23 protein-coding genes and 4 pseudogenes are annotated in these 22,445 nt (G+C 63.6%); 17 read left to right on the plus strand and 10 right to left on the minus strand.

What is annotated here, in order from left to right:
* Positions 1 to 85 precede the first annotated feature (85 nt).
* A complete protein-coding gene (locus QH276_RS03110) occupies positions 86 to 1,123 on the plus strand; it encodes an aldo/keto reductase (protein WP_280401401.1) in 1,038 nt (345 codons plus the stop codon).
* Between the two features lie 376 nt (positions 1,124 to 1,499).
* Here QH276_RS03110 and QH276_RS03115 read toward each other — a convergent pair whose 3' ends face one another.
* A complete protein-coding gene (locus tag QH276_RS03115; protein ID WP_280401402.1) occupies positions 1,500 to 2,066 on the minus strand; it encodes a TetR/AcrR family transcriptional regulator in 567 nt (188 codons plus the stop codon).
* Positions 2,067 to 2,157: 91 nt separating this feature from the next.
* On the opposite strand from QH276_RS03115, the gene QH276_RS03120 reads away from it, so the two are divergent.
* Positions 2,158 to 2,595 carry a DoxX family protein gene (locus QH276_RS03120; protein WP_280401403.1) on the plus strand — a complete coding sequence of 146 codons (438 nt, stop codon included), beginning with the start codon at positions 2,158 to 2,160 and terminating at the stop codon, positions 2,593 to 2,595.
* Between the two features lie 97 nt (positions 2,596 to 2,692).
* On the opposite strand, the gene QH276_RS03125 is transcribed toward QH276_RS03120, so the two are convergent.
* Positions 2,693 to 3,640, minus strand: a complete 948-nt coding sequence (locus QH276_RS03125) for an Lrp/AsnC family transcriptional regulator (RefSeq protein WP_280401404.1) — start codon at positions 3,638 to 3,640, stop codon at positions 2,693 to 2,695.
* A gap of 85 nt (positions 3,641 to 3,725) precedes the next feature.
* On the opposite strand from QH276_RS03125, the gene QH276_RS03130 reads away from it, so the two are divergent.
* The 3 genes from QH276_RS03130 (at position 3,726) to QH276_RS03140 (ending at position 6,977) form a co-directional block, all read left to right on the plus strand.
* Positions 3,726 to 4,595, plus strand: coding sequence for a VOC family protein (locus tag QH276_RS03130; RefSeq protein ID WP_280401405.1), 870 nt, complete (start codon positions 3,726 to 3,728; stop codon positions 4,593 to 4,595).
* Between the two features lie 256 nt (positions 4,596 to 4,851).
* Positions 4,852 to 6,288 (plus strand): sensor histidine kinase, encoded by a 1,437-nt coding sequence (locus QH276_RS03135; protein ID WP_280401406.1) that lies wholly within the window; start codon positions 4,852 to 4,854, stop codon positions 6,286 to 6,288.
* On the plus strand, positions 6,282 to 6,977 hold the full coding sequence (locus QH276_RS03140; RefSeq protein WP_280401407.1) for a response regulator transcription factor: 696 nt from the start codon (positions 6,282 to 6,284) through the stop codon (positions 6,975 to 6,977). Before QH276_RS03135 ends, QH276_RS03140 begins: the two co-directional genes overlap by 7 nt.
* A 21-nt stretch (positions 6,978 to 6,998) precedes the next feature.
* Here QH276_RS03140 and QH276_RS35445 read toward each other — a convergent pair.
* A pseudogene (locus QH276_RS35445) lies at positions 6,999 to 7,628 on the minus strand (phosphatase PAP2 family protein); the annotation flags it as partial.
* Positions 7,629 to 7,874: 246 nt separating this feature from the next.
* Between QH276_RS35445 and QH276_RS03145 the strand changes: the two are divergent.
* On the plus strand, positions 7,875 to 8,696 hold the full coding sequence (locus QH276_RS03145) for a maleylpyruvate isomerase family mycothiol-dependent enzyme (RefSeq protein ID WP_280401408.1): 822 nt from the start codon (positions 7,875 to 7,877) through the stop codon (positions 8,694 to 8,696).
* 116 nt (positions 8,697 to 8,812) lie between these two features.
* Here QH276_RS03145 and QH276_RS03150 read toward each other — a convergent pair.
* Both QH276_RS03150 and QH276_RS35450 read right to left on the minus strand, forming a co-directional pair.
* Positions 8,813 to 8,915: pseudogene (locus QH276_RS03150) on the minus strand (IS5/IS1182 family transposase); the annotation flags it as partial.
* A gap of 314 nt (positions 8,916 to 9,229) precedes the next feature.
* Entirely contained in the window at positions 9,230 to 9,541 is a 312-nt protein-coding gene (locus QH276_RS35450; RefSeq protein WP_432278716.1) for a hypothetical protein, read from the minus strand.
* Between the two features lie 4 nt (positions 9,542 to 9,545).
* Here QH276_RS35450 and QH276_RS03160 point away from each other — a divergent pair.
* Positions 9,546 to 9,673, plus strand: a pseudogene (locus tag QH276_RS03160) (IS5/IS1182 family transposase); the annotation flags it as partial.
* 171 nt (positions 9,674 to 9,844) lie between these two features.
* Entirely contained in the window at positions 9,845 to 10,255 is a 411-nt protein-coding gene (locus tag QH276_RS03165) for a hypothetical protein (protein WP_280401409.1), read from the plus strand.
* Positions 10,256 to 10,991: 736 nt separating this feature from the next.
* Here the strand turns inward: QH276_RS03165 and QH276_RS35455 are convergent.
* The 5 genes and pseudogenes from QH276_RS35455 to QH276_RS03185 form a co-directional block, all read right to left on the minus strand.
* Positions 10,992 to 11,222, minus strand: coding sequence for a helix-turn-helix domain-containing protein (locus tag QH276_RS35455; RefSeq protein ID WP_432278715.1), 231 nt, complete (start codon positions 11,220 to 11,222; stop codon positions 10,992 to 10,994).
* Between the two features lie 370 nt (positions 11,223 to 11,592).
* Positions 11,593 to 11,715, minus strand: a pseudogene (locus QH276_RS03170) (IS5/IS1182 family transposase); the annotation flags it as partial.
* Between the two features lie 25 nt (positions 11,716 to 11,740).
* On the minus strand, positions 11,741 to 12,487 hold the full coding sequence (locus QH276_RS03175) for an SDR family NAD(P)-dependent oxidoreductase (RefSeq protein WP_280401410.1): 747 nt from the start codon (positions 12,485 to 12,487) through the stop codon (positions 11,741 to 11,743).
* A gap of 77 nt (positions 12,488 to 12,564) precedes the next feature.
* Entirely contained in the window at positions 12,565 to 13,884 is a 1,320-nt protein-coding gene (hisD, locus tag QH276_RS03180) for a histidinol dehydrogenase (protein WP_432278714.1), read from the minus strand.
* A 381-nt stretch (positions 13,885 to 14,265) separates the two neighbouring features.
* Positions 14,266 to 14,943 carry a GntR family transcriptional regulator gene (locus tag QH276_RS03185; RefSeq protein WP_280401411.1) on the minus strand — a complete coding sequence of 226 codons (678 nt, stop codon included), beginning with the start codon at positions 14,941 to 14,943 and terminating at the stop codon, positions 14,266 to 14,268.
* 175 nt (positions 14,944 to 15,118) lie between these two features.
* On the opposite strand from QH276_RS03185, the gene QH276_RS03190 reads away from it, so the two are divergent.
* The 9 genes from QH276_RS03190 (at position 15,119) to QH276_RS03230 (ending at position 22,395) form a co-directional block, all read left to right on the plus strand.
* Positions 15,119 to 16,009, plus strand: a complete 891-nt coding sequence (locus tag QH276_RS03190; protein ID WP_280401412.1) for a fumarylacetoacetate hydrolase family protein — start codon at positions 15,119 to 15,121, stop codon at positions 16,007 to 16,009.
* Between the two features lie 2 nt (positions 16,010 to 16,011).
* The gene (locus QH276_RS03195) at positions 16,012 to 16,932 is read left to right on the plus strand and encodes a VOC family protein (RefSeq protein WP_280401413.1); all 921 of its coding nucleotides are present in this window, start codon (positions 16,012 to 16,014) and stop codon (positions 16,930 to 16,932) included.
* Between the two features lie 37 nt (positions 16,933 to 16,969).
* On the plus strand, positions 16,970 to 17,404 hold the full coding sequence (locus tag QH276_RS03200; protein ID WP_280401414.1) for a cupin domain-containing protein: 435 nt from the start codon (positions 16,970 to 16,972) through the stop codon (positions 17,402 to 17,404).
* Complete coding sequence (locus QH276_RS03205; protein ID WP_280401415.1) at positions 17,404 to 17,715, plus strand: hypothetical protein; 312 nt, start codon at positions 17,404 to 17,406, stop codon at positions 17,713 to 17,715. Before QH276_RS03200 ends, QH276_RS03205 begins: the two co-directional genes overlap by 1 nt.
* A 225-nt stretch (positions 17,716 to 17,940) precedes the next feature.
* Entirely contained in the window at positions 17,941 to 19,605 is a 1,665-nt protein-coding gene (locus QH276_RS03210) for a sodium:solute symporter family protein (RefSeq protein WP_280401416.1), read from the plus strand.
* Between the two features lie 23 nt (positions 19,606 to 19,628).
* The gene (locus tag QH276_RS03215) at positions 19,629 to 20,018 is read left to right on the plus strand and encodes a hypothetical protein (protein ID WP_280401417.1); all 390 of its coding nucleotides are present in this window, start codon (positions 19,629 to 19,631) and stop codon (positions 20,016 to 20,018) included.
* Between the two features lie 120 nt (positions 20,019 to 20,138).
* Positions 20,139 to 21,170 carry a zinc-dependent alcohol dehydrogenase gene (locus QH276_RS03220; RefSeq protein ID WP_280401418.1) on the plus strand — a complete coding sequence of 344 codons (1,032 nt, stop codon included), beginning with the start codon at positions 20,139 to 20,141 and terminating at the stop codon, positions 21,168 to 21,170.
* Positions 21,164 to 21,601 (plus strand): cupin domain-containing protein, encoded by a 438-nt coding sequence (locus QH276_RS03225; protein WP_280401419.1) that lies wholly within the window; start codon positions 21,164 to 21,166, stop codon positions 21,599 to 21,601. The genes QH276_RS03220 and QH276_RS03225 overlap by 7 nt, the downstream gene beginning before the upstream one ends.
* Positions 21,601 to 22,395, plus strand: a complete 795-nt coding sequence (locus tag QH276_RS03230; protein ID WP_280401420.1) for an SDR family NAD(P)-dependent oxidoreductase — start codon at positions 21,601 to 21,603, stop codon at positions 22,393 to 22,395. Before QH276_RS03225 ends, QH276_RS03230 begins: the two co-directional genes overlap by 1 nt.
* Positions 22,396 to 22,445: the final 50 nt, after the last annotated feature.

A 22,445-nucleotide genomic window follows, 5' to 3' on the forward strand; every position in this document is an offset into this window, starting at 1 on the left:
CCCCCCCCCCCCCCCCCCGGGGGGGGGCCCGCCCCCCCCCCCCCCCGGGCGGGCGAGGCGATTCGAACATCACAGGAGCCACCCCATGCGCACTCGCCCACTCGGCCGCACCGGTATCCACGTCAGCCCCTATGCCCTGGGGACCATGAAGTTCGGCCGATTCGGTAATCCCCACCACGACGAGTGCGTGCGAATAGTCCACCGGGCGCTCGATGCCGGGATCAACCTCATCGACACCGCCGACGTGTACGGCGGCGAGGGCGAGTCGGAGCGGATCGTCGGAAAGGCGTTGCGCGGCCGCCGCGACGATATCGTCCTCGCCACCAAATTCAACGGCCCGATGGGCCCCGGCCCCAACCAGCGAGGAAACTCGCGCCGCTGGATCATCTCCGCTGTCGAAGCATCCCTGCGCCGTCTCGGGGTCGACCACATCGACCTCTACCAAGTCCACCACCCCGACCCCGGCACCGATATCGAGGAAACCCTCAGCGCGCTGACCGATCTGCTCCGTTCGGGCAAAGTACGCGCCATCGGTCACTCCAACCTTCCGGCCTCGGAGATCGTCGAAGCCCAATGGGTGTCCGAACGACGTGGGCTTGCCCGATTCCGCACCGAGCAACCGCACTACTCGATGCTCGAGCGGGAAGCCGAACGCGAAATCTTCCCGGTCTGCGAGCGCTACGGACTGGGCACCCTGGTGTGGAGCCCGCTGTCGATGGGACTGCTCACCGGCCGCTATCGCAAGCGCGGCGGCGAGACGGCGTCCGCGGCTGTGCTGCAGTGGGTTCCGCAGCATATGACCGATCAACGCAAACTCGACACCGTCGAAGCACTCATCTCGTTGGCCGACCAGGCCGGTCTCCCGTTGCCCCACCTGGCTCTGGCATTCGTCATCGCCCACCCGGCCGTCACCTCGGCGATCATCGGGCCGCGCACGATGGCACAGCTGGACGACCTGCTCGCAGGAACCAGCGTCTCCCTCGACGACGACCTGCTCGACCGTATCGACGAAATCGTGCCCCCGGGAACCGACACCGGACCGGTCGACGTCGCCTACGTTGCGCCACAGCTTCGGCAACCGGGTCTGCGCCGCCGCCCTATAGCCGATCGGGCCGCCGCGTGAACTGACCACCGCACACCGGCGCATCCTCTCCGCAGTACCTTCGACCGGCGGGAACGCTTTCGCAGGTTTGTGCCCTCGGCGGGGCACGTCGAAGATGGGAACGGGGATGGCCTGCGGTTTTCGCGTGGGCAATTGCAAGTCGAAGCCGACTGCCAACCACAATCTTCTCGTGGAGGGGCATACAGACGCGCCGGAGAACGATGAGCCTGCCATGAGACAACTTCTTGCGCGAGCGGAAGTGCTCGTCGTCCAATGGAATCCGCCGGTGAGTTGACCGGTGTGGCGGGCCTCGGCGGCGGCCTGTCGATTTCGCCGGTCAGCGGGTCGATTCCCGCTCACGCCGTGGGCGCTATCGCCGACAACGCTCGATTCGTTCTCATTCGAATCGGACTGTGTCGAGCATGCGCCGCGCCGCAGCCTCGGGGTCGGTGGAGGAGACCAGCGGTGCGCCTTCCAGGGCGCCTTCACGCCATAACGAGGCGAACCCATGGACGAGGGACCAGGCGGCGAGCTGGACGGCCTGCTGATCGACGCTTGCCGGGACCTCTTGTCCTTCCAGGACACTCGAACGCAATGCCGCGCTGGAACGGGCGCGTGCGGCCGCCAGTGTCGCGTCGTCGGTGCGCAGCAATCCGTGACGGAACATGACGTCGAAATGGCCCGGATGCTGCAGGGCAAACCGGATATAGGCGATCGCGGCCGCGCTGGGGTCGGTGGCGTTTTCCAAGGCGACGGCCAACCGGCCGAATCCTTCGGCTGCCAACGCGGTCAGTAGGCCGGTGCGGTCGCCGAAGTGATGGGCCGGAGCGGCATGAGAGACACCCGCGCGGCGAGCCAGTGCGCGTAGCGACACGGCGTCGACACCATCGGCGGCGATCTGCTCGGCCGCGGCCGTGAGCATCGCGGCCCGCAGATCGCCGTGGTGGTACCCGTTTTTCGCCATACGTCGATTCTGGTGGCAAATCTTTCCATTGACAAGTTAGGTCTTCTCGTTCTATCTTTTCGGCGTCAAGATTTGCTGGTCAGGAGGTTCGATGGCTCCGCTCATCACTCTGCTCGTGGTAGCTGGGCTGGCTCGGCTCCTCGGCTGGATATCCGGTCCGGAATGGCTCGATTCCTGGCAGCACGCGACAGCACTGGGGCTCGCGGCCATGTTCCTGCTCACTGCGAGCGCTCATTTCCAGCAGCCGCGGCGTGCCGGACTGATCGCCATGGTGCCCCCGTGGTTGCCCGCCGCGCCTGCGCTGGTCACGATCACCGGCATCCTCGAGCTGGCCGGGGCGATCGGGTTGCTGGTGCCTGCCACCTCACGCCTGGCCGCTGCGGCGCTGCTGGTCCTTTTGCTGGTGATGTTTCCGGCCAATGTGCGTGCTGCCCGGGCAGACCTCGGTATCAAAACGATGCCGTTATCGCTACGCACCGTGGTTCAAGCGCTCTTCGTTGGTGCATGCGTGGTGGTGACACTCGCCTGACACGAGACCGCAATTGACGGGCTCGGCGTAGTAGCGATCTGCCACAGGCGCCTTAGGGCGGCGGCGCGTTCGCCTAGCTGTTTCATCCGGCGGTGTGTCAACAGCCTGGAGCCGTCCGCTTCGCGTATGCGGTGATGGGAACGGTCTCCACCCGGTCTATCGCACCCAGGGTGCCTATCCGGCCTGTGATGTAGTCGAACAGCGCGGACTCGTCGCGGCAGATGATAACGGCCATAAGATTGCTGGCGCCGGTTGTCGCACCGACGAACGCCGTTTCCGGATCCCTGACAAGTTCGGCGGCGACACCTGCCAGCTGAGCCGGCGGTATGGTCAGCCACATCAGGCACTGCGTGCGGAAACCCAGCGCGGCGGCGTCGATCTCCACGTCGAACCGCAGCAGGTTTGCGCGGCGCAACTCTTGCAGTCTTCGTCGCAATGCGGATTCCGACCACGCGATACGGTGCGCGAGTTCAGGATAGGTAGCCCGCCCGTCCATCGTCAGGGCCGGTAGCAGCTTCCGGTCGAGATCGGTGAGCTCGATCGGCCGGCCGTCGATAACCGGGGGCATGAGTGCAGCCACCTGATCCGCGGCCAGCGCCGATGTCCGGCCCGGCCAGCGTCGATCACTCAAATGACGAAGAACTCGCTGCACCGTGACATCCCCGATTTCGGGATGTCGGGCCAGGCTGTCCAAGGGGGGTGCGCCACCGTCTGCAACTCTGAACAGGCATGTTACCTCCGCACCACCGGACAGCACGCTGACCCAGCTCGCATCGGCCCGCTGGGCCAGACATCGCGCGAGTGCAGTGGCCCGGCCGGGGCGCACTCGCATACGGACCAGCCACTCGGCGGCGCCGACTCCATGCGGGTCGAGACTACCTGTTACCCGCACCAGCCTGTGAGTCTGCATACGTGCGAATCGGCGCGCTATCGTGCGGCCGGGAACTCCGAGGACCTCGCCGATCTTGGCAAAAGGTGCGCGACCGTCGACCTGCAACGCGTGGAGCAGACGCAGGTCCGTCTCGTCGAGGCTGACCGAATCCACCAGCTCAGTCTATGTGAGTGACGGTATCCGGCGTAGCAGCCGGAATTCATCGACACAGCGCTCCGATCACCCGAATATCAGCAGCATGACAGATGACATTCTGAGCTTCCACCATGTCGGCATCCTCACCCGGGACCTCGATGGCTTGGCGGGCAGGTACACCTCGTTCGGATTCACCTTGAGCCCGCGGTCGCGACACAGCCTGAACACCAAGCCCGGCGAACCCATGGTTCTCGGCTGCACCGCCAACATGTGCGCACTCTTCGGCGGCTCCTATATCGAGCTGCTCGGTATCGTGGACGAGACCGCGCCGGATCCGTGGCACACCAAGTCCATGGCCGACGGTCTCCGCTTGCTCAACCTCGATACCGTCGATGCGGACGCAACCGATGCACGCCTCACGGCCGCAGGTCTGCCGACCTCCGGCGTGTTGAACCTGCAACGTGAGGTCGACACCGAGAGCGGGATGCGCACCATGCGTGCCCGGGCGGTGCACATCGATCCGTCGGTGACACCGGAGGTACATCTCGGCATCGCCCAACACCTCACCCGCGAGTTCGTTCATCAGCCGAGGTATCTCGATCATCCCAATGGCGCGCGCGGGATCGCCTCGGTACTCATCGTGGCCGACGATGGCGAGTTCGACGCGATCGTGAATCGATACGCGCGCATCATCGACGGTCCAGCGACCCCCGAAGGCCCGCTGATGGTATTGGACATGCCGTCGGGACGAATCGAGTTCGTCAAACGCTCGGAGTCGGCAGGGCTACTGCCCGGAGAACCGGTTCCGGCAGCCTCCTATCTGGGTGCCATGACCATTCGTGTGGACGAGGTGGGCAAGGCTCGTACGATTATCGAGAACGGCGGCACCACCACCAGAACGAGTCCGGGCGGCTTTTTCGTATCAGCGCGGGATGCTTATGGCGCCGGACTGTTCTTCACCGACACCGACTGAGATTACCGTGTCCTGAGCCGGTGGCGGGAATCGTCGCAACGGCGGCCTCGGGCGTCCGATAACGCCGCAATCCGGTATCGCCCTGGCCGCTCACACCAGGAAGCCCCTGCCGCAGTCGGTCTCCGATTGCGTGTCCGGCTGAAAGCCGACCCTGAGTTGGTACCTCTCTGCACATCGAGGCTTGACGCAGAGAAGAGCCTTAGCGAGACAGTGCCCCTGTACAGGAAGTTGTTTCCACAGGTCCTACAGTCAGTGTATGGGTCGGGCGGAAATGCTTTCTGGAAGTTGGGAGGTACCGGCGCGGTGGCTGGAGGGGGCATTGTTGGCGGCGGTGGTCGCGGGGGCGGGTTTGGGGATGGTCCATTGGTTGTGGATTACGGGGGCGGTGGTGTGCGGTTTTTTCGCGGGCGTCCACGCGCGTTCGGTGTGGCCTGCGACAGCGGTGTGGGTCGCCGTGGCGGCGTCGGTTGTGGTCGTGGCGTCGGTGTGGCCGACCTCGACATCTACTGTCGGTGTCTTTTCGGTTGTTTTCGTGGCCGGCGGGATGGTGCCGTGGTTTTTCGGTCGGCTCTGGTATTTGTCGCGCGCGCTGACCAGAGCGGGCTGGGACCGTGCCGCGCAGCTGCAGCGAGAGAGAGCCTTGGTTGTCGAGCAGGTACGGTTGCGGGAACGCCTTCTGATCGCCCGGGACATACACGATGGGCTGGGCCACGAGCTGAGCTTGATAGCACTGTCTGCCGGCGCGCTGCAAATGGCCGACGGCCTTACCACAGAGCATCAGGACTCGGCTCGACGGATCAGGGAGCGCGTCGCAAAGGCGGTGGATCATCTCGGTGAGGTGATCGGGGTCTTGCGGGTTGCCCCTGGCGAGGCGGCCCCACATCAGAACATCTCCGATCTGGTCGAGCATGCCCGTACTGCAGGCCTTCGGGTCGATTGCGACATCACACGAACGTCCACAGTAGTGTCTCCGATGGTCGAACATGCCGTGTTCCGTATTGTGCAAGAGGGATTGACCAACGTGGCCAAGCACGCTCCGGCTTCGTCGGTGCGTGTGATGATCGGTTACCGCGATACGGAAACCGAGGTGTCGGTGATCAATGGGCCGATTGCGGCTCCTGCACAAACCCAGGTCCGGACCGGCTCCGGCCTCGTGGGCTTGGCGGAGCGAGCTCGCCTGGCGGGCGGGACACTGGCGCACCGTTACCAGGGCGACGAGTTCGTGGTCCATGCGACGTTCGCGAACCGGCCCGACGGTACCTGCGGCAACGGCGAAGCGACCCCGGAGACCGAGTTCATTGTTCAGATTGCCGAGCAGCAGCACGGCGACCGGAATCGCCTGAGACGCGTCGCGGTGGCCGCAGTCGTGGTTCCCTTGGTCACCGGCGCTCTGCTGACCGGGGGACTGCGCATATGGGAGACGATGGTCTTGCGGACATCAGTATTGGACCGGACGAATTTCGACAGACTCGAAGTCGGAGCGCGCCGCGGTGAAGTGGCGAAGTTCCTTCCCTCACGGCAGTTGGATGCGCCCACGGGCAGTCGGCCTGCCCCGGGAACTGCTTGCGAGTACTACGCGATCACAGCGAATCCGTTCGACGATCGCTCGGGTGATGCATACCGCCTGTGCTTCCGGTCCGGCGAGGACATCTTGGTCAGCATCGACGTGGTCGCCGAAGGGCAGGCATGGTGACAAGGGTTGTCATCGCCGACGACGAGCCTCTGATCCGAGCCGGGGTCTGCGCCATACTGAGTACCGATCCGCAGATCGCCGTCGTGGCCGAAGCCGCCGATGGTCACGAAGCCGTCGACGCGGTGCGGCGGCACCGCCCTGATATCGCTGTTCTCGACATCCAGATGCCCGGACTGGACGGCATCACCGCTGCGGGCCGGATCCAGCAGCTCGCACCATCCACCGGTTTGATCATTCTCACCACTTTCGGTGAAGACGACTACATCCTGCAGGCGTTGAGCGGCGGGGTCGCCGGATTTCTCACCAAATCCGGCGATCCGGAGGAACTCATCGCCGCCGTCCACGCGGTGGCCGACGGCGCCGCATACCTGTCACCGAAGGTCGCCGCCCGAGTCGTTGCTCACCTGACGAACCCCGGGCCGCAGTCGGTGACCGATAGCCGGGCGAGCGCCCGCGACCTGGTCGAGGCGCTCACCATGCGGGAGCGACAAGTTTTGGCCCTGCTGGGTGCCGGTCTGACCAACGGGCAGATCGCGCGCCGGTTGAGGGTGGTGGAGGGGACGATCAAAACTCACGTGAGTTCGATCCTGGCCACGCTCGGCGTCGACAACCGCGCGGCCGCTGCGGTCGTGGCCTTCCAGGCCGGTGTCGCCGCGCCGGAGACCACCTCGCACAACCGGCGCCGCTGATCTCACCCCAGCCAGCAGTGCACCGACCATGCAGGCCCCGAGCACACAGCCCGCGAGCACATCGTGCGGGTAGTGGACCCCCGCCGCCACCCGCGATACCGCCACGACGACCATCAACGCCACCACCGCAACAGCCGACCTGCGCCACATGACCACAAGCCCCACGGCCAGACCCGCCGCAAGAGTTGCGTGATTGCTGGGAAATGACCAATCACCAGCCGGCGGACAGGCGACGACATCGGCCGCCGAACTCACTGCGCGGCACGGCCGTTCCTCATCCACCACCAACTTCACCGCCTCGCTGATCACATATGCCCCGACCGTGCCCAGCGCCGTCGTCCCGGCAGCCACTACCCACGGCCACTGTCGGCCCCGAAAGCCCGACCACCCCGACCACGCCCAGAGCACGCCCAAAACCAGCAGGCAACCTTCCCCGAGCAACTCCACCGACCGCGCCAACACGGGGGAGGAACCGAAGGCGCCGGCCAGCCCTCGATACACCGACACCGAAGGTCCCTCGGTGATCTCGATCGGCTCAGGCTGCCCCAAACCTCCTGGGGAGAGCCACATCACAACCACACCACCGGCCAACGCTGTCAGCACCGCGACAAAGAACCATCGGCCTGTCTCGGCCCACACCCTGATTCGCATAGCGAATGACGTTAAGAGCGGCGACTACCCACCACATCGCCCGAACGACCACCCATCCGGTATGACCATCGTCAGGGTTGACACCCTCGAAGTTCTGGCCTCCACAACCGAGATGCTGGGCAGTCCCACTTGGATCGGGATCACAGAGCGACCGGGGCCTCGCAGCGAAACGCGCCCGAGTAAGAGGCTCGGCCGGCGGCCCGGAAATCGGTGGCGCAGTGATGTCGCGAAGGGTTAACTGTGGCCATGATTCCACTCGATGTTCGGCCGCTGTTCCAGCGTGAAAGGCAGATGTTGCTCGAGATGCTCCGGTCGTTGAACGCGGCGGATTGGACGAAGCCGACGGTGTGCCCTGGCTGGAGCGTGGCCGATGTGACCGCGCACATCCTGAACGACTACATGCGGCGGATCTCCGGCAACCGAGACGAGCACGATGGTGCTGTGTTCGCCGACGACGAAACCTTGCCTGCCTACTTGGCGCGCGTGAACGGGGAGTTCGTCGGGGCGATGCGTCAGTGCAGCCCCCAGGTGCTCATCGACCTGCTCGCCCACCTGGGCCCCGAGTTGGATCGGGTCTGGGCAGCGACAGCGGACCTCTCGGGACCCGCACGGCTCAACGTTTCGTGGGCGGGGAATGCTACGAGTCCGTCCTGGCTCGACATTGCCCGTGAGTACACCGAGTTCTGGGTCCATCAGCAACAGATCCGCGACGCGGTGTCTCGGCGTGGCGCTGATGAGGTCGCACTGATGCGTCCGGTGCTCGTGACCTTCCTACATGCGGTGCCGTGGGCGCTCCGGGCCGAGGTTCGGCCGGGCGGCACAGCGGTGCAGTTCGAGATCACAGGTCCGGCGGGCGGTTGTTGGTCGGTGGTCTCCGACGGTACGAGCTGGAATCTCACCGCCGAGCGAGCCCAGAACCCCGCCGCGGTAGTGCGTATGGACCAGGACTCGCTCTGGCGGCTGGCCAGTCGCGGTATATCAGTTGAGCAGGCACGTCAGCGTTCTGAGTTGCGTGGCGATCCGGAACTCACGGAGAAGGCGACAACACTGCTCGCGGTGGTTGCGTAAGAGAGTGTCTTACGTGGGGAGATTCCTGTAGCAGGTGAGAGCGGCGGCGAGTTGTAGAAATGCTGCGAAGAGACGGCCGTGGCGTTCGTAGCGGTCGTCCAACGCCGGTATCCGGTCGCCCATGCGATGGTGCGCTCGATCTTCCCATCGATGCCTGCCCAGCTTGTCGGGATCTTCGACCCCACGGCGGGCGATCCGGGGCATGATCCCGCATCGACGGGAGCGGTCCGGCCGCCCTGCGGTCTGGGCGTGAATTCGGGCAGCGGTTTCACGATGTCCCACAACGCATCCGGGATTAGCCGTTGAGCAAGTCTGTCGACCACGGGTCAGATCATGCCGGACAACGAATTACATCCACGTAAGACGTCCTCAATGAGGACATCGTGAAAACTTTCGAGGAGGAACCGGGAGGCGGGGACGCGCACTGGTCGACACCAGACACGGCCAACGCGGTCGGGCTGGCGCAGTTGTCGATTCCGCAGGTCTAGCGGGCATTCGGGCTCTAACCGCACCTGGTCTACACCTGGAAGCTGTCAACGGATCCGCAGTTCGTCGACAAGGTCCGTGACTTGGTCAGCCTGTACCTGGACCCACCGGCAGCAGCCCTGGTGTTGTGCGTGGACGAGAAACCGCAGATGCAGGCCCCTGGACCGTTCGCAGCCGATGATGCCGGGCACGCCCGCGCGTCGCACCGATGCTGTGTCCGCCGTAGCACTCTCCGCCTGTTCGCCGCCCGGGACGTGGCCGTTGGCAAGGTCACCGGCCGACGTCACCGCCGCCACCACCAGGAGTTCCAGCGGTCCTCGAACCAACGATGCCAACACCCGGCCGGGTTGGATTTCCATTCCGCCGCCGTCATTCGGGTGAGCGTCCCGACCGCGCATCGCCGGTTAATGGTGTGGGCTGATTCCGGAGTCTTCGTCGCATTGCACCGGGATCTCGATTCGACCTCAGCACTCCTGGACGCGGCGAGCGTGTGTCGGAGCTCATGTGGAGTGCGATCTTCGGTCGGCTACACTATTTTTCCGCGTCACCGAAAGTGGACGGCAGACGACGACTATCGTCGCGAATTCCTTCCGCAGGTAAGTCGGTGTCGGGATGCATGCAGTTCTCGGACTATCTGATTGCGCAGGAAAGTGAGAAGCTAGGTGACGACCCTCGAGAGAAGTGTACGGCGGCTATCGATCGTGGGCGCAGCGATCTCCGGTCTCGCGGTCGTGGCGGTGTCGACGATCGCCGGCACGGGTCCCGCTCAGGCTTTGCCTCCCGGTGACGCGTTCTGCTCAGCGATTCCGATCGACAGCCGTCTCGATGTCGAATGCACGAATACCGACGTGGGCCCGGCAACCGCCGGTGCATTCGTTATGTGCAGCGACCTCCGCCCGCTGCTCCAGGAGATACGGATTCGCCCCGAATCGACAATCCACTTCAGCCAGGACTGCGGCCCCGGCGCACACCCGGTCTCGTGGAACGTCAACGCCAAAACCGACTATCAACGTGACCGCGAACGCGACGACGAAATCGACCACGAACGCCTCTCTGGTCACGATCACATCTGACACCACAGTTCGATCATCGAGTACGCGAACCACTAGAGGTCATTGGTGTGCCGGGTCCCGCTGATCACCGAGGCCATCTATTGCCGGTGGCGCAACCAGTTCGGCGGTTGAAGGCCGATGATGCGAAGAACCCCAACGAACTCGAACGCGAGAACACCGTGTTCAAATGGCCACGGCAGAGACGGATCTGGAGAGATCGGCCTCGAAGGAGATCGCGAAGGGAAACCTCTGCCCCGGAACGCCGACGCACGGCGGTGGCTCACCTTCAACGATTGTCCGGGATGAGTGAACGCGCCGCGCGCCGGATAGCCGAAGCATCGCAGTACCCAACGCTGCCACCGGCAGATCAGCGGGGCACCGACCCGGATCCCGGTTGCGGGAATGATTGCGGCAGTGGGCGAAAACAGTCGACGGCAAGACTCCCGCCGCGCTTTCACGATGCCCGGGCCGAGGGGTTGCGCGCCCCGACGATGAGATCGTCTGCCCAATCGCCGATGCGGCTGCGTTCGTCGATGACGGCAGGCGCGCCTCGATCAGGTTCGACGGCCTGATGAACGAATCGACGGGACATCTGCATGACGACGTCGGCGTCGCAGGGAGCGCCGAGTCCGCAGACGTTTGGTCAAGCCCTGAACAATCCGGATTTTTCGGCATTGTATGGCGCGTGATAGATCGTTTCATGGCTGATATGCCAGCCCACTTGCGTCGGATATTCGCGGCGCAACCAGACACTGATCTACTGCGGGCTCCAGTCCAGCCGGCTTGGCCTGGACGACCGCCCGCAACTGAGGATCGGCCAGGGCGGCGCCGGGCGAGCACGGTGCACGGCCCTGGAATATGCGAGATCGGCGTCGTAGCGGGCGCGGTCGTGATCATAGATATTGCGACGTACTGCGCGGCTGACCGTTGAAGCGGACTTGCCGAGCCGACGCGCAACCTCACGGATCGAGAGCCCGCGTTCTCGCATGGTGGCGATGCGTTGACGTTCGAACAGGCTCAAATATCGGTCGAAGCGAACCTCGTCGGAGACCCGCGAGGGCGGCAGTTCACCGTTCTCGTGCTGCCACCGCTATCGGGTCTTGCGGCCGATCCAGACCCGCTTCGCCGCCTCGACCGGACCGACACCGGCCAGGATCAACTCCCAGTGGTGCGCCTCCGACGCCAACCTTGCGCTTCGCACCACGGGCCCTGGACACTCGCACACCCATCTTCCAGCACGAGTGTTGTGACCAGATCCTGGACCCAAGCGGAACCAGAGGGTCAGTATTCAGCCGGACCGACACGGCCGTGGCATTCGTAGCGGATCGTCGGCCGCCGATATCCGGTGAACTACGAATAGATCGCTCGATCTTCCAACGGTGCTTGCCCAGCCTCGTGGGATCCTCGATCCCACGACGAGCGATGCGAGGCGCGATCCCGCAAGTACGCAGCCACCGGCGATGGACATCGAAGTCGAAGCCCGGAGCGCGTGTCGGAGACCACTGCTCACCAAGCGGTGTAGCCACCGTCGACCAATAGCGTGTGGCCGGTTATCAGTTTCGCGGCATCTCCGGCAAGGAAGGCAACGGCGCCGACGATATCTTCCGGTTCCCCGAAACGTCCGGCAGGGATGCGAGAGAGAAGCGTATGTCCCCATTCAGGTCGGTCGAGGGTAGATGCGGTGAGTTCGGTGCGCACGAACGTCGGAGCGACGGAATTGACACGAATGCCGTGAGGTGCCCACTCGATAGCGAGCACCTTGGTGAGTTGATCGAGCCCGCCTTTGCTGGCGCAATACGCCGCGCGTTCCTCGATACCGACAGTGCCGGCCTGAGATCCGATGTTTACCACCACACCTGCGCTACTTCCCACCCACGTCCGCGCCAAGGCTTGGGTGAGGAAGAAGGTGCCCTTCATATTGGTACCCGTGACCGTATCCCACTGTTCCTCTGTTACATCGAGCGCCGGCGCCGGATAGTTGACACCGGCATTGTTTATCAGAATGTCGATACCCCCTCCGATACGCTCAGGCAGCGAGTCGATGAACGGTGCGATCGACGGCGTGTTCTGGATATCGAGAACCAGCCCCGGAGTGGACAGATCCGACTCGATCTGGGCGGCTCCCGCCTCGGTCCGGGAAGTTCCATACACGGTGGCGCCGAGTTCGGTGAGGGCTCGGGCGATCGATTGCCCGAGACCTTTGTTCGCGCCGGTTACCAGTGCGCGTTTGCCGTCCAGTGTGAAGGTGACCATGGTTGATCCTTCGGAGTGTTTCGGAAGGCGACGACGCCCCGAGGAGGCACCCACCGGATACGACGTCGCCGGTCTCATCAGAGCGCCGCGGAATCCTGCGGTGCCCAGTCCAGAGGTGCGCCACCGTACTTCGCGGCGCGCAGGTCGCCGGAGCGGGCGTGTCCTTCGAAATATTCGACGCGTGCCGTGCGCCCACACAGCTCACCTAGCTCGGCACTCGCCGCATCGGATGTGACTTCCTGGTATGTGACGGTCTTGAGGTACTTGCCCACCCACAGCCCGCCGGTGTAGCGCGCGGCACCCCGGGTGGGCAGAGTGTGGTTGGTTCCGATCACCTTGTCGCCGTACGACACGCAGGTCTTCTCCCCGAGAAAGAGGGCACCGTAATTGCTCATCACTTCGAGGGCCCGCCGGGGGGTGTCGGTGAGAATCTGCACGTGTTCGGAGGCGAAGGTGTCCGCCAGCGCGTACGCGGACTCGATGTCCTCGACGACGATGATCTGGCCGTGATCGCGCCACGCTGGTCCAGCGAAGTCGCGTGTCGGCATGTCGGGGAGGATCGCGTCGATGTGTGCGAGTGCGGCCCGGGCCAGAGCTTCGGAGTTGGTGATGAGCACGGCGGGAGATTCGGGACCGTGCTCGGCCTGACTCAACAGGTCTACGGCCACGACGAACGGGTCGGCGTTCGAGTCGGCGACGACGAGCACCTCGGTCGGGCCGGCGAACAGATCGATGCCGACTTCGCCGAACAGTTGCCGCTTGGCTTCGGCGACGAAGGCGTTACCAGGACCGGCAAGCATGTCGACTTTGCGGATCGTCTCTGTTCCCAATGCCATGGCAGCAACTGCCTGTACACCGCCGAGAAGGTAGATGTCGTCGGCTCCTGCCAGGTGAAACGCGGCAACGGTGGCGGCGGGCACCTCCCCTCGGATCGGGGGAGTGCAGGCGGCGATGTGGGGCACACCGGCTACTTTCGCGGTAACCGCGGTCATGTGTGCCGACGCCACCAGAGGGTATCGGCCGCCTGGTGCGTAGGCGCCGGCCGCTGCGACCGGCAGGTTGCGCTGGCCCAGGTGTACTCCGGGAACGGTTTCGACCTCGAAGTCGGTCAGTGAATCCCGTTGGTGCTGTGCGAATACCCGCACGTTCTGCTGCACAGTTTTGATATCGTCGACGATCTCGGCGGGGACACGAGCAACAATCTCCTCGATCTGGGCATCGCTCAGCTTGAAGGTCTCCGGCGTCCACTTGTCGAACTTTTCGGAGTACTCGCGCACTGCGGCGTCCCCGCGCTCGCGGATATCGGCGATCACCGCGCTCACGGTCTCGGCGACGGCAGGATCACCAGTGGGCGTGGCAACGGAGCGGGCGGATTTGATGTAGAGCGGCTCGGACACACGGAGCTCCTTTATAAGAGATGGAAACTAATTCGGGTTGATGATGCGCAGTCTCGAAGCAACCGACGCGCGAAACTGTGAATACGTATAAATCACAGTGTTGCTACAGTACCTTCCGGAGTATGGGGCCGGCAAGGGATTAAAGAAATCGCTTGGCATTCCGGTACCGATGTTGCTGCAAATCAATATAATTCGCTGCCGTCAGCTCGTTGCCGCCGGGTCAGAGAAATGTCGGTCGACGCGGAATCCACATGCGGTGCAGGGTCCGATAATTAGCCGAAGGAATTCATTCGGATGAACAGCCTTCCGGCGCTCTTCGATATCCAGATGCACCGATACCTGCGGTGATTTTCGGCGTCAACGCCCGCTTGGCGCGGGAATCTAGCCGCCCGTACGGGTCAGGAGGACATCGGTGGTGCGCCGGATGTGGGTGCACAACAGGTCGCACGCTCGACCGGAGTCGCGATGCACAGCGGCGTCGAGGATGGCTCGATGCTCGCCGGCGATGTCTCGATCCCGATCATGTAATGGCGCGGACCAGCGCCGGTAGAGTTCCGCCGAATCGCGGAGCATGGTCGCCGTTGCCAGGATTCGATTGTTGGTACAGCCGTCGAGCAACGCCTGGTGGTACTCGCCGTGCGCGAGGACCCAATCCTCCGAGAATCGAGCAGGGTCGGCGGGGTCGTATTGAGGGGTGCGCTCGAGGCGATGATGCGCGGCGACGACCCGCCCCTCCCACTCCAGGTCACCCCCCGCTATGGCGTACTTGAGTGCGAGAACCTCGATTTCGCAACGTGCATCGGTCAAGTCGACCAAGTCTGCCTCGGAGATCTCGACCACGCGAAAACCAATTTTGGGCGCTGAGGTGACCAGTCCCTGTTCGGCGAGCCGTTGCAGTGCCTCACGGATGACGCCGATGCTGCACTTGTAGTTCTCCACAAGTCCGGCGAAACCCAGTCGCGAGCCGGGTGCGAGGCGCCCCGCGAGGATGTCGGCGCGAACCGCTTCGTATACACGGGTCGTTCGACTCGGGGCTTCGACGGGCAGTTGGGTGGTCATCTCGCTCTCACCGGTTCCTTCTCACCGCAGGGTTGAGTACCAACATGATGCTACACGTCCAGCGAAAAATCCTAGGATTTTCGAAAACTAGTTGACTTTTCGCGCTGACGGTGTGATCGTCGTTACAGGCGGTGTCATCTCCGCCTCGTATTCCAACAGTGATGAGGAGTAGCTCGTGCGCTTGATGAACCTCGCAGGCAGATTGCAGATTGCCATGGGGGACAAGGTGATCGATGTGGCCGATGCCAGTGGTGGGCGCTTCGACGCAGACCCGCAGGTGATCTACGACCGGTGGGACGAGTTCATCGAATGGAGTGCCTCGCTGCCCGCGGACGCTCCGCTGAGGGATCCGCTGGGAGTGGTAGGTGCACCGGTCCCGCGACCGCGGCAGGTCTTCGCCGTGGGCCTGAACTACGACGAGCACGCCAACGAATCGGGCTTCGAGCGCCCGGATCACCCGGTGATCTTCACCAAGTTCGTCTCGTCCATCACCGGTCCGGTCACAACGGTCGAATTGCCCGAAGGATCGGTCGACTGGGAGGTCGAGGTGGTAGTGGTGCTCGGGCGTGGGGGCCGCCATATTTCCGCGGACCAGGCGTGGGACCACGTCGCCGGCGTCACGGTCGGCCAAGACCTGTCCGAGCGAGTACGGCAGCATTCCGGCCCTGCTCCGCAATTCAGTCTGGCGAAGTCGCATGCCGGCTTCTCGCCGGTCGGTCCTGCACTGGTAACGGTCGACGAACTCGACGACCGCGACGACCTCGAGCTCGGCGCCGACATCAACGGCGAAACGGTTCAGGCAGGACGGACCTCCCAACTGATCTTCCCCGTCCCGGTGCTGATCGAGAGCCTCTCGCGAATCGTCGAGCTCTACCCGGGTGACCTCATCTTCACCGGCACACCGGCCGGTGTCGGTGCAGGCCGTACCCCACCCCGCTACCTTGCGGCCGGTGACCGGTTGCGCAGTTTCGTCACCGGCGTCGGAGAGCTGAGCCAGCGATTCGTCGCTCCCGCCGCGTCCGCAACTGCACGCAGCGGTGCGGAACTGTCCACCCAACGAGGCTGATCATGGCGCTTCACCGACTCGACTCCATCGTCCTGGCTGTACCGGACATCGGCTCGGCAACAACCTTTTACGAAGACTTCGGTCTCACCCACGTCGGTGACCACCGGTTCGCGACGCAAGAGGGATCCATCCAGCTCTCGCTTGTCTCGGCGCCGACCCGCCGGTTGGTCACCGCAACGTTCGCTGTCGACGATGCCGACGATCTCTCCCGCACCCAACACAACCTCACCTCGCTGGGGTTGGTAGCCGAGCGCACCGGCGACCGGGTGAGCACCGTCGAGCCGGCGACCGGAACCGCAATCGAGCTGTTGATCTCCCCTCGCTTGGAACAACTGCGGTTCGCCGCTCCCGCAGTCAACGCCCCCGGCCGGGTTGATCGAGTGAATGAGCGAGCCGAGGGCGCCGTCCTCGAAACCCGGATCAAACCCCGGCGGCTCGGGCACATCGTTCTCGGCACCCCGGACTTCGACGCTTCGCACCAGTTCTTCGTCGACGCCCTCGGCTTCAAGATCAGCGATATCGTCAAGGGTGAAGGCGTATTTCTACGGTGCTCGACCGACCACCACAACATCTTGATCCAACGCGCCCCAATAGCGTTCATGCATCACAGCAGCTGGCAGGTCGACGATGTCGACGCCATCGGTCGCGGAGCCATGGATATGCTGGAGGGGCACCCGGAACGGCACGTCTGGGGTCTGGGCCGACACTACGCCGGGTCCAACTTCTTCTGGTATTTCAAAGATCCAGCCGGTAATTTCGCGGAATACCACAGTGACATGGATTTCATCCCGGAAGACGCGCTCTGGACTCCGGAAGTGCTCGAGGGAGCGCGCGGTTTATACCGGTGGGGACCGCCTCCACCACCATCATTCATCAATCCAGAAGATCTCGCAGATTTGATGATCGACGGTCACAGCAAATGAAATACCGACTCGGAAAGCGGAACGGAGAACAAGGAAGATGCCAAGCGTAATCTCCGGCCATACTGGAAACGCCGGAAAGGTCATGGGTGTGCACGGCGGCGAAGGAGCCATGTTGTGGACCCGCTTCGCAACCGGAGCTCATCTCTACGGGGACTGGGACGGAATCGAATGGGTGGCGTTCGAACCGGGCGGGCGAGCTGGTCTACACACTCATAGTCACACCGAAGAGATCTGGTTCATTTTGCGGGGAACCGCCGAAATCGAACTCGACGGCGAGAAGTACTCCGTCGAACCGGGCTCGATCGTTGTCACCCCGTTGCACAGCCGGCACGCGCTGTGGAATACCGGGGGCGAACGCATCGAGTACATCGTGATCGAGGTCTTTCCACCCGAGATATCCGAAAAGCTCCCGGTCCGCAGGCCCACCGAAGAAGCGCAGGAAGTTATTCGTGCGGAAGGAAAGGTAAGCTGATGCCGAGCTACGTAGGACATATCGGCAAGGGAGAATCGCTGGACGCCACGAAGTACTTCGAAGGCCCTTGGGAGAAATTTGAACGTATCGAGCTCCTCCCCGACCAATCCCGGCGCTTCACCGCCGACCGTCTCGAGTTTTCCGTGTTCGTCATGTCCGGCAGTGGAACCTACTTGTTCGACGGCCGAACCTATGAGCTCTCGGAAGGACATGCTGTCACCGTGGGCCACGGCTCGGAAATCCTGGTCACCGCTTCATCGAAGGCGAGTCTGGAACTGTTCGTGACCACCCTCCGAGTCCATCTGGGCTGACGCCGGATACCGTACCTGCAGCACGCCGCGCTCCCTGACACCTCGCCTTCGTCGACCGACCTCTGCCGGTGAGAGCGAGGCCCACAGCGAATTCCGCGTGCCCCCGCTATGCGGGCACTCCGACCCGCTGAACTCACCAATCTCGTCATTCCCTCGGCCGGCCGCCGCCTGCCGAAAGCAGCCGGGCAACAATGTTGTTGACCGGTTCTGTAAGGAGAACCCGAAATGGCCCTAGCGGCTGACATTCAACTCGACACCTCCCTCGTGGATTACGTCATGATCGCCGGATACTTCGCGGTCGTCCTCGGTGTCGGAATCCTCGCTCGTCGTTCGGTGACCACCAGCATGGACTTCCTCCTCGCCGGCCGAAGTATGCCGGCCTGGATCACCGGACTTGCGTTTCTGTCGGCGAACCTAGGTGCTATCGAAGTGCTGGGAATGACCGCCAACGGCGCCGCCTACGGCCTGGCGCCCACCCACTACTACTGGATCGGCGCCGTCCCCGCGATGGTGGTTCTCGGCCTGATCATGATGCCGTTCTACTACGGCTCCAAGGTCCGCAGCGTCCCCGAATACCTCCGACTGCGCTACAACAGGCCCACCCATCTGCTGCAATCAATCCTTTTCGCGGTCGCCTCGATTCTGATCGCAGGCATAAACCTCTACGCACTCGCGCTGATCGTCAACGCACTGATCGGCTGGCCGGTCTGGATTTCGATCGCCATGGCAGCAGTGATCGTGCTGGCCTATACCTTCTTCGGCGGCCTGTCGGCCGCGATCTACAACGAGGTTCTCCAGTTCTTCGTTATCGTCGCAGCGCTGCTGCCCCTGACATTCATCGGATTGCATCGCGTTGGTGGATGGGATGGGCTGACCAGCAGCATAGCCAGCAGTCGGCTGGGCTCCGAGGCAATGAATGCCTGGAACGGCACCGGCCTGGACAACACCACCAACCCGTACGGCAACTGGATCGGCATTGCGCTCGGTCTCGGATTCGTCCTCTCGTTCGGGTACTGGACCACCAATTTCGCCGAAGTGCAGCGAGCCCTGTCTGCAAGAGACATGTCCGCGGCCCGCCGCACCCCCTTGATCGCAGCCTTCCCCAAGATGCTGTTGCCCGTTGTCGTCATTCTGCCGGGTGTCCTGGCCGTGATCCTCGTCCCGGGAATCGGCGATGGAACGTTGACCTACAACGATGCTCTCCCCGCACTGATCAACGAACTGCTTCCCAACGGACTAATCGGCCTCGCCATCGCGGGCCTTCTCGCTTCGTTCATGGCCGGTATGGCCGCTAACCTCAGCGCCTTCAACACCGTTGTCACCTACGATATCTGGCAACCCTACATCCGGCCTGGCCAGGAAGATGTCCACTACCTCAGGGTGGGGCGGACTGCGACAACAGCCGGTGTCGTCGTCGCCATCGGCGCAGCGTTCCTCGCGGCCGGCTACAACAACATCGGCGACTACATTCAGACACTGAACTCGTTCTTCAACGCACCCTTGTTCGCGACCTTCATCGTGGGCATGTTCTGGGTCCGTATCACTCCATGGGCAGGATTTGCCGGGCTCGTATCCGGAATCCTCGGCGCCGCCGGCGTCTATATTGCCCACCGATTCGACTGGGTGTCATTCAGCTCCGACCAGAGCGCCGCATTCTGGGGTGCCGGCGTCGCCTTCGCCGTCGACGTCCTCGTGATGTTGCTGGTAACGACGGTGACCCGCCCCAAACCGGTAGCCGAACTGACTGGCTTGGTGTGGTCCACCACCGACCGCAGCGCCTACCGCAAACCGTTGCGCGAACACTTGGGCCGAAATTGGTACCAGTCGGTTCCTGTGCTCAGCGCGATTGCACTCGTCAGCTGTGTGGGCTTGAACCTGATCTTCGGATGACCGGACCGATGAAGGAGAATTCGATGTTGAATACACCGCCGACCGGCCATCGCGGCGACGAGTCGTCGACCTCGGCAACGGCAGGGGCTGTTTTGTCCGAACCTCGACCGGTCGCCATGGCGATCGACGCGATGATCGCAGCCTCCGAAGATGCGGAAAGGGCACGAGGCACTGCCAGCAAGATCTTCGACCTGCGCATCATCATCGCCGGCCTATTCGGCTTCTACGGCCTGTTTCTGACGATGCTCGGTTTCCTCAACACGACCGCAGAGGAACTCGAGAAGTCCGGCGGCATCCGAGTGAATCTCACGACGGGAATCGGCTTCCTGGTTTTCGCTGCCCTATTCGCGATATGGGCAGTGTTGAGACCTCTGCATATGCCATCCGCCGACGACGATACCGCTGAGCTATGAGGCTTCGGCATACCTCACCCCTCGGCCGGACCACACTCCCGGCGAAACCCTCTGCTCCGAGAGGCGCTGACGACGACAATGAAAACAACCCACACCGATTTTGCTCAACCGGCGCGGTCGATGGCCGCACTCGTCATCGATGCACCGAGCACTGTCACACTGACCGACGTTCCCGTTCCCGGTCCGCAGCCAGGTCAGTGCATTATCAGAACGTCCTACGTCGGGTTGTGCGGGACCGATGCGGCCCTGTTCGATGGGACGAGTAGCTACCTGCACACTGGTGCGATGCACTATCCGTTCGTTTTCGGTCACGAATGGAGTGGGACGGTTGTCGCGGCGGCTGACGATGTGCGCGCATACACCCCCGGTGATCGTGTCGTCGGATACAACGTCATCTCGTGCGACACATGCCGCGCCTGCCGGACCGGGCACCGCGTGGTGTGTGAAAACCGGATCGAGGTAGGCGTGTTCGGGAACTATCCCGGCGCTGCCAGCACGTACTTCGCGGTACCGGCCAAGGTCCTCGCACCGATTCCAGAATGCCTCTCGGACCGCGATGCCGCCCTCCTCGAACCCGGTACCACCGCCCTGCACGCAGTCACCCGGGCACGCGTCCGCGAAGAGGACGCGGTGCTGGTGTTCGGTACCGGCACCCTCGGGTTGATCACCGTGCAGCTCTGCGTGGCGTTCGGCGCAACCGTGGACGTGATCGGTGTCGAGGAGGCCGGACTGGCATTGGCCCGGCAGTTCGGGGCACGCGCCACTCTCGCCCCGGCCGACGCTCCCGAGAACACCTACGACGTGGTCATCGAAGCGTCCGGTTCTCTGAGTGCCGGTGCCCAGGTTCCACACGTCCTGCGGGACGGCGGCCGGGTGGCACTGATCGGGGTCGCGCACACCCCGATTCCGAACTTCCACACCGTACCCCTCGTTCTGAAGAATGCCGAAGTGCATGGGGTGCTGTCCGGCATCGAGCAGTGGGACCGGCTCATCGCGCTCGTCGGAGCCGGGAAGGTCGATCTCGGCAGACTCGTCGAATCAGAATTTCCGCCCGCCCGGGCGGCGGACGCGTTCGCGCTGCTGGGTAGTCGGGACAAGAGCCGGCCGAAAGTGATGATCAACTTCCGTGATCAGGAGGACCGGCAATGGTAGAGGTACGCTCCCGAGCGACCATCACCGAAGATCCGCACGCCCCCGCCCGCCCGGACACTCTCGGCACGCACGTGTGGTGGTTGTTGACCAACGAGACCGTCGACTCGACCGGCATCGTCCTCAATGTCAACGAGATGCCGGCCCATACCGCACACCGACTGCATCGCCATGCCCATGCTGAACAGGCGGTATACGTGGTCGCCGGCCGTGGCCGCCACCTCACCGAGTCCGGGGCGATCGACGTGGCCGCCGGCGATGCCATCCACATCCCGGCCGGGGAATGGCACGGCTTCGCCAACCCTTACGAGGAACCCTGCACAATCCTCAGCATCTATGGAGGCATCGGCTCGCGCACCGATGCGGGTTACGAACTGCACTCGGCACCTCCGACAGTGGCGGGCGTCGACGATATGGCAACGAAGGATTACTGATGGACCTGAAAATAGCGGGGAAGACCGCATACATCAGCGGCGGGGCACACGGCATCGGCGCCGCCATCACCGCCCGGCTCAGCGACGAAGGTGTACGGGTTGCGGTGTCCGATTACGACGGAGCAGCACTCGAAGCCAATGCCGGTTCGTGGAAGTCCGCCGGAAACCCGATTCTCGTCGAAGCGGATCTGTCGACAGCGACCGGCGTGGATTCCGCGTTAAGTGAGGTCGAGCGGGGCCTCGGCGCAGTTCCCGACATTGTTGTCAACAACGTCGGGATGTGCATTTCCCGCGATCTACTCGATATCGACGACGCCGCGTGGGACCTGACGTTCCAGCTCAACTTCATGAGCTATGTCCGGACCATCCGCGCCTTCGGCCCCCGCATGGCCGCACGCGGTAATACATCGATCATCAACATCGCCTCGGACCTGGCCAAACAACCCGACGATGTTCCGGCGGACTACGGCGCCATGAAGTCGGCCGTGCTCTACCTGACGAAAGCAGCATCGAAGAAATTCGCCCCCGCAACTCGTGTGAACGCCGTGCTCCCCGGGCCCGTATGGACGGGCCTGTGGTCACGGCCCGGCGGCATCGCCGACAAACTGGCCGAGCTCTACGACACCGATCGCGAGACTGCAGTCGATCGCTACCTCGAGGACCGGCAGCTGACGCTGGGGATCGCCGATCCCGACGACGTAGCCACTATCGTTGCCTACCTCGCCTCTCCGCTGGCCAAGCGGATCAGCGGCTCGGCTTACGACGTCGGCGGCACCATCCAGGGCCTCTACTAGCGGATCCCTGAGGCACGTGCACCAATTGGTGACCGAGAATTGGAGTTCCA

Source organism: Nocardia carnea (assembly GCF_029869215.1).
Lineage (GTDB): Bacteria > Actinomycetota > Actinomycetes > Mycobacteriales > Mycobacteriaceae > Nocardia > Nocardia carnea_B.